Raw genomic sequence first — 12,767 nt, 5'->3', positions numbered from 1 at the left:
CGTCCCGGTGGCGATCACCTTGACCGGTCGATTGGACGTCCCGAGTCTCGAGCTGGCCGTTGCCGATGTGATCGCCCGTCACGAGGTTCTGCGCACGGTCTACCCAGAGGTCGACGGCGTCGGCTACCAGAAGATCCTCGCACCGAGTGACGTTCCCCTCGACCTCACCGCGACAGTGCTCGTGGATTCGGAGGTTGGGTCGGAGTTGGCAGAGTTCGTGGCGCTCGGTTTCGATGTCACTACCGAGGTGCCCCTGCGTGCCAAGCTCTTCCAGATCGCGTCGGATCAGTACGTCTTGGTGTTCGTGGTTCATCATATTTCGACCGACGGTTTCTCGATGGGGCCGTTGACCCGTGATGTGATGACGGCGTACTTCGCTCGCTGCGGTGGTAACGCTCCGTCGTGGGCGCCGCTTGCGGTGCAGTACGCGGATTACACGTTGTGGCAGCGTGAGGTGCTCGGTTCCGAGGACGATCCGGATTCGATCATCGCGGGGCAGATCGCCTACTGGGCGAAGGCGTTGGACGAGGTGCCCGAACGGCTGAACCTTCCCGTCGATCGCACACGGCCGTCGGTGTTCTCCGGTCGGGGAGCGACATTCGCGTTCTCGATCGATCAGGATCTGCATCGGCGATTGATCGGCGTCGGACGCGAACACAACGCGTCGATGTTCATGGTGATTCATTCGGCGCTGGCAACGCTGCTCTCACGATTGTCCGGGACGACGGACATCACCATCGGTGCTCCGATGGCCGGACGCGGTGAAGCCGAACTCGACGACCTGATCGGTATGTTCGTCAATACGCTCGTCCTGCGCACCGACATCGATCCGGCTGCGGCATTCACGACTGTGTTGGCTGCTGCTCGGGAGGTGGATCTGCAGGCATTCGCGCACGCCGATGTGCCCTTCGAGCGACTCGTGGAGGTTCTCGATCCCGTTCGATCACAGGCGCATCACCCGTTGTTCCAGGTGGCGTTGGCGTTCCAGAACCTCGGACAGTCCGCTCTGGAATTGCCCGGTTTGACCGCAGCCGAGTTCGCGATCGACGAGACCGTGGCGAAGTTCGATCTGCAACTGACGATCAGTGAAGTGGGGGAGGCGCTTTCGGCGACCTTCACGTATGCAACTGACTTGTTCGACGAGTCGACCGTCAACTCGTTCGCGGCTCGATTGTTGCGAATTCTGAACGGGATCGCCGACAACCCCGCCGTGGCAGTCGGGGACATCGACATCCTCGACACCGCCGAGCGGCAGCTGTTGACACATCAGCGGTCGTCGTCGGGCGTTGCACAGTCGTCGTTGTCGGACATCCTCGCCGCCGCCGCGGCTGCTCACCCGGACAACGTGGCGTTGCGCTCTCCGGGAACGCCGGCACTCGGTGCGGCAGGTAGGTCCATGACCTACCGTGAGGTCGACCAGTTGTCGTCGAAGATTGCGCGCGTGCTGATCGCCCAGGGTGTCGGTCCGGAAGATCTTGTGGCGGTCTCGATTCCGCGGTCCATCGAATCGGTCCTCGCCGTGTGGGCGGTGGCGAAAACCGGTGCGGCGGTGGTTCCGGTCGACCCGCACTACCCGGCGGATCGAATCGCACACATGCTGTCCGACTCGGGTGCCAAGGTGGGTCTGACGCTCACCGCCGAGCGCCCGAACCTCACCGACGACGCCCTGTGGTTGATCGTGGACGGACCGTCGGGTGAGCAGTTGACCACCGGTGTGTCCGATCGTCCGATCACCCCGGACGAGCGGGTGCGCCTGCTGGTACCGGCGCATCCGGCCTGGGTGATCTACACCTCGGGCACCACGGGCCGGCCCAAGGGCGTTGTCGCAACCAACGCGGGTCTGGCGAGTTTCAGCGCCACCCAGGCGGCGCACTACCGGGTGGAATCGACGTCTCGGACGCTGCACTTCGCGTCACCGAGCTTCGACGCGTCGATGCTCGAGTTGTTCCTGGCAGTAGCCGAGGGCGCGACGATGGTGATCGTGCCGCCGGGTGTGTTCGGCGGCGACGAACTGGCCGAACTGTTCCGTAGCGAACGGGTCTCACACGCCTTCATCACTCCGGCAGCGTTGGCGTCGATGGACCCGGTTGGCCTCGACGACCTGGCGGTCGTGGCAGTCGGCGGCGAGGCATATTCGCCGGAGTTGATCACGAAGTGGACCGCTCACGACGGTTCGGCCGCACCGCGAACGTTCCTGAACGTCTACGGTCCGACCGAGACGACGATCGTGACCAATGTGAGTGTGCCGCTGCTGGCCGGTCACCGTATGGACATCGGAGCGACGATCGGTGACATGGCCGCTTTCGTTCTGGACACCCGACTCAACCCGGTGCCACTCGGAGTGGCCGGCGAGCTGTACCTGTCCGGGCCCCAGGTCACCCGCGGCTACCATCGCCGGCCGGGCCTGAGCTCCGACCGGTTCGTGGCCAACCCGCACGGCGAGCCCGGCGAGCGGATGTACCGAACCGGCGACGTGGTCCGCTGGGTCGTCGGTGCAGAGGGCACCCTCGCTCGCGGAACTGCCGCAGCTGCCACGTATGCCGTGGAGTATGTGGGTCGCAACGACTTCCAGGTCAAGATTCGCGGTTTCCGCATCGAACTCGGCGAGATCGACGCAACACTGACGGCGCACCCGGAGGTCGAGTTCGCCGCGACGATGGGCACGGCGCTGCCTTCCGGTGCACCGGCTTTGGTGTCGTACGTGTTCACCGGTAAGGACGCCTCGGTCACTTCGGCCGAGCTGATCGAGTTCGTGTCCAGATCGCTTCCGGCCCACATGGTTCCGGCATCGATCATGGTCTCCGCGACGATGCCGCTCACCCCGGTCGGTAAGTTGGACCGGAAAGCGCTCCCGGACCCGGTGTTCGCGACCAAGGGATTCCGTGCGCCGGTCACCGACATGGAACAGGTGCTGAGCGAGATCTTCGCCGACGTACTCGGTCTCGACAGGATCGGCACCGACGACTCGTTCTTCGCTCAGGGCGGCGATTCGATCATGTCGATCCAATTGGTCTCGCGGGCGAAAGCGCGTGGAATCGTGTTCGCTCCGAGTGACGTGTTCGAGAACAAGACTGTTGCGGCGCTGGCAGAGGTGGCGAAGTACGCCGCCGAAGCCGACACCGTCGTAGTGCTCGAAGAGCTGGCAGGTGGCGGCATCGGCACGCGGCCGTTGACTCCGATCGAGCGATTCATGGTCGAGCGTGGCGGTAGCTACAACCGATTCAGCCAGACGATCACCCTGGAGTTGCCGCTCGGGATCGAGCGGGCGGGCATCGTGGCGACACTTGCCGCCGTCGTGGACCATCACGACATGTTCCGCTCACGTCTGATTCACGACGACAGCGGCTGGTCGGTATCGGTCTCCGCACCGGGAACCGTCGACGTCGACGGTTTGGTGAGCCGTGTGATCGTGTCGGCGACTGCCGACGAGGAGTCGACGGTTCGTGCTGCGTCCGCCGGCCTCGACGAGGCGCTCGGCCGCTTGAATCCGGCCGCCGGGGTGATGGCGACGTTCGTGTGGGTGGATTTCGGTGCGACCCGCAGCGGACGCTTGATCATTGCCGCGCACCATCTGATGGTCGACGGTGTGTCGTGGCGGATCATCGTTCCCGATCTGGTCTCGGCAGCGGCGCAGTCGGCCGGGGATTCCGGTGTCGTTCTGGAGCCGACGGGTACGTCGATGCGGCGGTGGGCGCATGCATTGACCGACGAAGCACGCCGGGATGCGCGGGTCGCGGAGCTCGCCGTGTGGCGGAAGGTTCTCCAGACCCCGGATCCGGTGCTGGGTCTACGAGCCTACGATTCCGTCGTCGACATCGCGTCCACGGTGCAACGGGTGAGCGTGACGGTTCCCGCCCAGGTGACCGAGACACTGCTCACGACGCTGCCGGAGGTGTTCAACGGCGGCGCCAACGACGGGTTGCTGGCGGCCCTGGCGCTGGCGTTGATCGAATGGCGGCGACGTTCGGGAATCGACACGTCGTCCGCGCTGCTGCAGCTCGAGGGCCACGGCCGGGAAGAGGCTGTGATTCCGGGTGCCGATCTGTCCAGGACGGTCGGCTGGTTCACTGCCGCGTTCCCGATCAGTCTCGACCTCTCCGATGTCGATCTTGCAGATGCGTTCGCCGCAGGCGCGTCGGCGGGACGGGCGATCAAGTCTGTCAAGGAACAGCTGCTGGCGATCCCGGACAAGGGCGTCGGATACGGGCTGCTGCGGTATCTGAACGAAACCACCAGTGCCGTGCTGTCTCGTTTCGCGGGCGGCCAGGTCAGCTTCAACTACCTGGGCAGGGTTGTCGCCGAGGACATTCCGGCTGGAGTCGAGGGACTCGGCTGGTTGCCGGCCGGAGATTTCGGCAAGGTCTCCGCTCCCGCCGACGACGACATGCCGGCAAACAAGGTCGTCGACATCAATGCGATAGTCAACGACGGCGCAGACGGCGCGGTCCTCGAGGCGTCCTTCGCGTACCCGACCGGAGCCATCGACGGTGAGAGTGTCGAGGCGTTCGCGCAGATCTGGGTGGACGCGCTCACGGCTCTGGCAGAGCATTCACGTTCCGTCGATGCCGGTGGACTGACTCCGTCCGACGTGTCGTTGGTCGAGGTGAGCCAGAACGACATCGACGGCTTCGAGGGCCGATTCGGTACCGTGACGGACATCTGGCCGCTGGCCCCGCTGCAGTCCGGGTTGCTTTACCACGCCATGTTGGCGCAGTCCAGCGTCGATCTTTATTCCGTACAGATGATTCTCACCCTGTCCGGTCGCGTCGACGCGGACCGATTGCGCACTGCTGCTCAGGGAATCATCAACCGCTACGCGAATCTGCGCACGGCATTCACCACTGACGGCGACGGTACGCCGGTCCAGATCGTCCTCGAGAACGTGACCGTGCCGTGGCGGAACGTCGACCTCGGCGACGTGGTCGACCGTGACGCTGCGCTGGCGAAGATTCTGACCGAGGATCAGGCAACGCATTTCGACATGTCGGCGCCGCCGCTCATCCGGTTCACCTTCGTCACGCTCGGTAACGGCGACTACCGGCTGGTCGTGGCCAACCATCACATCATTCTCGACGGGTGGTCGGTACCGCTGCTCTTGCAGAACCTGTTGGCGCTGTACGTGACTCGTGGTGACGATTCAGGTCTGCCCCGGGTGCGCGGCTACCGCAACTACTTGGCGTGGCTGGCCGAGCAGGATCGGGACCGGTCGTTGGCGGCGTGGGCGGAGGCGCTGTCCGGTGTCGAGGAGCCCACGTTGCTGGCTCCGGTCACCGGCGGTCAGGAGTTCACGGCGCTCTCGCACAAGCTGAACGAGTCGATGTCGGCCGAGGAGACGTCGGCGCTCACCGCGCTCGCAGCACGGCTCGGTGTCACCGCGAACACGATCGTGCAGAGCGCATGGGCAATCGTGTTGGGAGTGTTGACCGGAAACGACGACGTCGTCTTCGGAGCGACGGTGTCCGGGCGCCCACCGACGTTGACCGGTGTCGAATCGATGGTCGGGTTGTTCATCAACACCCTCCCGGTCCGGGTTCGTCTCGATGCCGCAGAGTCCGTCGAGGACTTGGTGGCCAAGGTTCAGATCGAGCAGGCGAGAATGCTCGACCACCACTACCTGGGCTTGACCGACGTGCAGAACGCGGCAGGCGTCGGGGGACTGTTCGACACCCTGGTCGTCTTCGAGTCGTACCCGGTGGACCGCGCCGGTATCGCGGCTCAACGGGATCTTCTCGACGGAATGGTGATCGACGACATCTCGTCGGACGACTCGACCAACTACCCGTTGACGCTGCTGGTCGCACTCGACGAGCAGTTGCATCTGACGTTGCGGTATCTGCCGGACTTCTTCGACGGCGACTATGCGACGTCGTTGCTCGGTCGAGTCCTTCGACTGCTCGTGTCCACCACCGCCGACCCGTCGGTGCGGGTGGGTGATGTCGAGTTGTTGGATGCGGGTGAGCGTTCGTTGGTGCTCGAGTCGTGGAATGAGACGGCGTGTCGGGTGCCGGATGTGGTGGTGCCGGGGTTGTTTGGTGCTCGTGTGCTGGAGTCTCCGGGGGCGGTGGCGCTCTCGTTCGAGGGGGTGTCTGTCTCGTATGCGGAGTTTGATGCGCGGGTGAATCGTTTTGCGCGGTATTTGATTTCGTTGGGTGTGGGTCCGGAGTCGTTGGTTGCGGTTGCGGTGCGTCGCTCGGTGGATTTGGTGGTGGCTGTTTATGGTGTTCTTGCTGCTGGTGGTGCTTATGTGCCGGTGGATCCGGATCAGCCGGTCGAGCGTAATGCGTATGTGGTGGATGCTGCGGATCCGGTGTGTGTGATTTCTACTTCTGATGTGGGGTTTGTTGCCGGTGGTCGGCCGGTGGTGTTGGTTGATGTTGTTGATGTGTCTGGTTTTTCGGCTGGTCCGGTGTCGGATGTGGATCGGGTGTCGGTGTTGCGGGCGGAGAATGCGGCGTATGTGATTTTCACGTCGGGTTCGACGGGTCGGCCGAAGGGGGTGGCGGTTTCTCATCGCAGTGTGGTCAATCAGGTGTTGTGGTTGGCGGAGAAGTATGCGGTGTCGGTTTCTGATGTGGTGTTGTTCAAGACTCCGGTGACTTTCGATGTGTCGGTGTGGGAGTTGTTTGTTGCGTTGGCGGTGGGTGCTCGGGTGGTGGTGGCTACTCATGACGGTCATCGGGATCCGGGGTATTTGGCGTCGGTGATGGCGGCGGAGTCGGTGTCGATGGTTTCGTTTGTGCCGTCGATGTTGGAGGTGTTCGTCGATCAGGTTGTCGATCAGGGTGCTGATCAGGGTGCTGGTCAGGTTGTCGATCAGGGTGCTGATCGGGGTGTTGGTGGTGGGTTGGGTTCGTTGCGGGTGATTTTCGCGGCGGGTGAGGCGTTGCCGGTGTCGGTGGTGCGTCGGGTGTTGTCGGTGTTGCCGTCGGTTGAGGTTCATAATTTGTATGGTCCGACGGAGTTCACGGTGCATGCGACGGCGGCGGGTCCGCTCGATGGTGTGGGTGTGGTGCCGGTGGGTGCTCCGGTGTGGAATTCGTCGGTGTTGGTGTTGGATTCTCGTTTGCGTCCGGTGCCGGTGGGTGTTGCGGGTGAGTTGTATTTGTCGGGTGTTCAGGTTGCTCGTGGGTATCACGGGCGGGTGGATTTGTCGGCGGAGCGGTTTGTGGCGAATCCGTTTGGTGGTGCGGGTTCGCGGATGTATCGCACGGGGGATGTGGTGCGGTGGATCGGTGTGTCGGGTGAGCTCGAGTATGTGGGGCGTACTGATTTTCAGGTGAAGTTGCGTGGTCAGCGGATCGAGTTGGGGGAGATCGAGGCTGCGGTTCGGGATCAGTCGGGTGTGGGTTCTGTGGTGGTGGTGGTCTGGCGTGATCAGTTGGTTGCGTATGTCACTGCTGCGGTGGGGTCGTTGGTTGATGTTGATGTGGTGAAGGTGGGTGTGTCGGCTCGGGTTGCGTCGTATATGGTGCCGTCGTTGTTTGTGGTGTTGGATGTGTTGCCGGTTAATGCGTCGGGGAAGTTGGATCGGCGGTTGTTGCCGGAGCCGGTGTTCGAGTCGGCGGTGTTCAGGGCTCCGGTGACGGCGGTGGAGATTGTGGTGGCTCGGGTGTTTGCCGAGGTGTTGGGTGTTGATCGGGTGGGTCTCGATGATGATTTCTTCGGGCTCGGCGGCAACTCGCTCAACGCGACGCGCACCGTCAAGCGGATTGCCGATGCCCTCGACACCGAACTGCAGGTTCGGGTGTTGTTCGAGGCGTCGACGGTTCGGGATCTGGCGGCGTACGCCGAATCTCGAACCGGTACGGGTGCGCGGGTCGCGCTGACGGCGTACGAACGTCCCGAGCGGATTCCGCTCTCGCTGGCGCAGCGGCGTATGTGGTTCCTCAACCGTTTCGACGGGAGCGCCGCTGCGTACAACATTCCCATGGCGCTCAGGTTGCAGGGCGAACTCGACGTCACGGCGCTGGGCGAGGCGATCGCCGACGTCGTCGGGCGGCACGAGTCACTTCGAACCGTCTACCCGGAAATCGGGGACGGCCCGGTCCAGGTCGTCGAGCCCGTGTCGCGGTGGTCGGTCGAGATCGTCGCCGAAAAGATCGGCGTGAGAGAGCTCGAAGGTGAGCTGGTTGCGTTGGCGTCGACGCGTTTCGACGTCACGCGGGAGATCCCGATTCGTATCCGCCTGTTCGAGGTGGCATCCGGTGAGTATGTGCTCGGTGTCGTGATCCACCATATTTCCGCCGACGGTTCCTCGATGGCGCCGTTCGCCCGGGACGTCGTCACCGCCTACGCCGCGCGGGTTGCGGGATATACACCCACGTGGGCTCCGCTCGACGTTCAGTACGCCGACTACAGCTTGTGGCAGCGCGAGGTTCTCGGTAGCGAGGAAGATCCGGAATCGGTTGCTTCGCAGCAGATTGCCTACTGGCTCGAGACACTTGCCGGGTTGCCTGATCAACTGGCACTGCCTACCGACCGGTCGCGGCCGGCAACACAATCGTTCCGGGGCGGCTATCTGCACTTCGATATCGATGCGGAATTGCATGCCCGGTTGACCGGTCTGGCCAGGGCCAACAATTCGACGCTGTTCATGCTCACACACACAGTGTTCGCGATGCTGCTCGCCCGGCTTTCCGGCAGCGACGACATCGCCGTGGGCACACCCGTCGCCGGTCGCGGTGAGCGGGCGCTGGACGATCTCATCGGCATGTTCGTGAACACGTTGGTGTTCCGTACCCGGATCGAGGACGGTGCGCCGTTCCTCGATCTGCTCGCACGAGTCCGGGAAATCGATCTGCAGGCGTTCGCGCACTCCGATGTTCCGTTCGAGCGACTCGTCGAGGTGCTCAACCCGCCTCGTTCGACGGCTCGCCATCCGCTTTACCAGGTCGGGTTCTTGTTCCAGAACATGGAAACCGGCGGACTCGAACTGCCGGGGCTCGCGGTCAACGGTGTCGACGTCGACAACGGTGTCGCACAGTTCGATCTCCAGCTGATCGTCAGTGACCGGTACGACGAGAACGGATCTGCTGCCGGCATCACCTCGATGTTCAGCTACGCACACGATCTGTTCGACGAATCCACGGTGCAGGACTTCGCGGATCGATTTGTGCGACTGCTCGACGCGATCACGACCGATCCGACGATGACAGTCGGTGACTACGAACTGCTGGATCCGGTCGAAAGCGACCGGATCCTCAACCGCTGGAACGACACTGACCACGACGTGCCGGAACGTACCCTCGTCGACCTGTTCGACGAGCAGGTGGGGTCCAACCCCGGTGCCGTCGCATTGGTCGCCGGTGACGTTTCGCTGAACTACGCGGAATTCGACTCGCGGGTCAATCGACTTGCGCGCCACCTCGTCGGTATGGGGGTGGGGCCGGAATCCCTGGTCGCCTTGGCGATCGGCCGATCGGTGGACTTGCTCGTCGCGATGTACGCGGTGGTGAAGGCGGGCGGCGGCTACGTGCCGATCGATCCGAACCATCCGGCAGATCGCATCGAGTACGTACTGGAGACGGCGAAGCCGGTCTGTGTGCTGACCGTCTCGTCCACTCCGGCGAACCCCGCATTCGGGGATTCGGTGGTCGACGTAGGTACGCTCGATCTTTCCTCGTACGCGGACAGCGCACTCACAGACGCCGACCGTACGTCGGCGTTGCGCGTGGACAATACCGCGTACGTGATCTTCACGTCCGGTTCGACCGGTAAGCCCAAGGGCGTTGCGATCTCCCATCGTGCAGTGGTCAACCAGCTTCTGTGGAAGCGCGAAAGGTACGGGCTCGATCAATCGGATGCCATGGTGCTCAAGACAGCGGCGACGTTCGATCTCTCGGTCTGGGAGTTCTGGTCGGCATTGACATCCGGTGCACGGTTGGTGATCGCGAACCCGGACGGACACAACGACCCGAATTACCTGCTCGACTTGATGACGCAGGAGAAGGTCACCACTCTGCACGCGGTGCCCTCGATGCTGGCGATGCTGCAGTCGGCGTCCAAGGACAATCTGCCGGCTTCGCTGCGTCGTGTACTCGCGATCGGTGAAGCGCTGCCGTCCACCACGGTCACCGAGTTCGCCGAACTCAGTGACGCCGAGCTGGTCAATCTGTACGGTCCCACCGAGGCCGCGGTCTCGGTCACCGCACACGTCGTCGAGTCGACCGACACGACATCGGTGCCCATCGGCACACCCGAGTGGAATACCCAGGTGTTCGTCCTCGACGGTCGATTGCATCCGGTACCGGTCGGAGTGACCGGCGAGCTGTACCTGGCCGGTGTCCAGCTTGCTCGCGGCTATCACGGTCGAGCCGACTTGACGTCGGAACGATTCGTGGCCAACGCCTTCGGTGAGAAGGGTTCACGTTTGTACCGCACCGGCGACCTCGTGCGGTGGACGGAGCGCGGTGAACTCGACTACGTCGAGCGCGCCGACTTCCAGGTCAAGATCCGGGGCTACCGCATCGAACTCGGTGAGATCGAGGCAGTGCTGCGTGCACAGGTCGGCGTGGATTCCGCCGTCGTCGCGGCGAAGTCCGATTCGCGTGCAGGTGACCGGCTGGTCGGGTACGTGGTGCCGCAGGCCGATACGAGTATCGACGTCGAATCGGTCAAGAGGGCACTGGTCGCGGATCTGCCCGGCTACATGGTGCCGGCCGCATTGGTGGTACTGGACGAGTTGCCGCTCAACATCAACGGCAAGATCGATCGGAAGGCGCTGCCGGATCCCGAATTCGAGGCAACCGAGTTCCGTGCCCCCACGAACCCCGTCGAAGAGATCGTGGCCGGCGTGTTCGGTGACGTACTCGGGGTGGCACGGGTAGGCCTCGACGATGATTTCTTCGAGCTCGGTGGGAACTCGCTCGTCGCGACACAGGTCGCGACGAGGCTGGGCGAGGCTTTGGACGGGCAGATTCCGGTTCGGGCGATCTTCGAGGCGTCGACAGTGAGTGCACTTGCATCCAAGGTTCTCGACCACGTGGGCTCGGGCAGTCGAGCGCCGTTGGTGGCGCAGGTGCGTCCACCGGAGATTCCGCTGTCGCTGGCTCAGCAACGCATGTGGGTACTCAATCAGTTCGACACGAGTTCGGGTGCCTACAACATCCCGATCGCGATCCGGTTGTCCGGCGCACTCGACGTGGATGCGCTGCGCTGTGCGGTCTCGGACGTGATCGCCCGACACGAGGTACTGCGGACGGTGTACCCGGACCGAGGCAACGGGCCGATCCAGCAGATCCTTCCGAAGTTGTCGGCACCCACCGTGTTCGAGGTCGTCGCCACCGACGAGGCGGCCGTCGCCGAGCGAGTTGCGGACGCGGTTCGTGAAGGCTTCGACGTCACGGCGACGGTTCCGCTGCGAATTCGTCTCTTCGAGGTAGACGACATCGAGCGGGTTCTCGTGGTCGTCGTTCACCACATCAGCGGTGACGGCTTCTCGATGGCTCCGCTGATCAAGGACACCATGCTCGCGTATTCGGCCCGTACGGGTGGACATGCGCCGGAGTGGGCTCCGCTCGAGGTGCAGTATGCGGACTACACGCTGTGGCAGCGTCAGGTTCTCGGAGCTGCGGAGGACGCGGACAGCCCGTTCGGACGTCAGCTCGCGTACTGGGTGAACGAACTCAAGGGCACTCCGGAATTGCTGGAGCTACCGACAGATCGGCCACGACCGGCTCGCGCGAGCGCACGAGGCGCGGAATTCGAATTCGCCGTCGACTCGGCGACCACGAACCGGCTTGCCGCGGTTGCACGTGAGCAGAACTCGACAGTGTTCATGGTGGTGCACAGCGCACTGGCAGTCTTGCTCTCGAAGATGAGCGGATCGAACGACATCGCCATCGGTACCCCGATCGCAGGTCGAGGTGAGCGAGCGCTCGACGATCTGGTCGGAATGTTCGTCAACACGCTGGTCCTGCGCACCGCGATCGCACCCGGTTCGACGTTCGTCGACCTGCTGGCACACGTCAAGGACAAGGACCTCTCGGCGTTCGCCAACGCCGACGTACCGTTCGAGCGGTTGGTCGACGCCCTCGGGCGGGAGCGCTCGCATGCGTACTCCCCGCTCTTCCAGGTCATGCTGACATTCCAGAACATGTCCATGGGGACGTTCCACCTTCCCGGTCTCGAGTTGTCGGCGGTGGACAGCGGTTTCGATCAGGCCATGTTCGATCTGCAGCTCACCGGAATCGAACAGTTCGACGACGCCGGTGAGTTGTCGGGGCTGCGGATGCGGTTCAACTACGCAACCGATCTCTTCGACGAGTCGACGATCGCGGTTTTCGCAGCACGATTCGGGCGGGTACTCGACGAGTTGATCGCCGATCCCGACGTGGTGATCCGCACGATCGACATCGTGACGGAGCAGGAACGCGCTGAGCAACGTGTTGCGGAACCGAAGACTGCAGCGGACTTGCCGGAGCTCGCGGCGGCCGCGGCGGCGGCGGATCCGCACGCACGGGCGTTCACCCACGGCGATCGCGAGATCAGCTTCGGTGAGCTGTCGGACAAGCTCACCGTGATGCGTGCCACCATGGGCGCTGCGCTGGCGCCCGACGCCCTGGTGTCGGTGTCTCTTGCGGGCCTGGTGCCGGGAATTCTGCCGGCACTCGGCGTCGACGGACTCGCATCACTTGTGAGCTCGTTAATAGCTGACGCGCAGTCCGTGTCGGCGGGCCGTGGAGGTACGGCCGGGTAACATTCAGTATTTGCCCAGCGAGCGCCTCCGGCCGAGTGAACCACCGAGCTCGGCCGGGTGCGCTTCGCGC

The 12,767-nt window shown here is 63.6% G+C and carries 1 protein-coding gene (cut by a window edge); it reads left to right on the top strand.

What is annotated here, in order from left to right; translation table 11 throughout:
* A protein-coding gene (locus ABH922_RS16235) for a non-ribosomal peptide synthase/polyketide synthase (protein ID WP_424807887.1) crosses the window boundary here: on the top strand, window positions 1-12,697 show its 3' end. It extends 16,034 nt beyond the left edge of the window; 12,697 of the gene's 28,731 nt are visible here — the last part of the coding sequence; its start codon lies off the left edge, out of view; it ends in the stop codon at window positions 12,695-12,697.
* Window positions 12,698-12,767 lie beyond the last annotated feature (70 nt).

This window comes from Rhodococcus sp. 27YEA15, from assembly GCF_049739425.1.
Lineage (GTDB): Bacteria > Actinomycetota > Actinomycetes > Mycobacteriales > Mycobacteriaceae > Rhodococcus_F.
The sequence above is the reverse complement of the archived record's forward strand: the minus strand, read 5'-3'. Positions and strand labels throughout refer to the sequence as shown.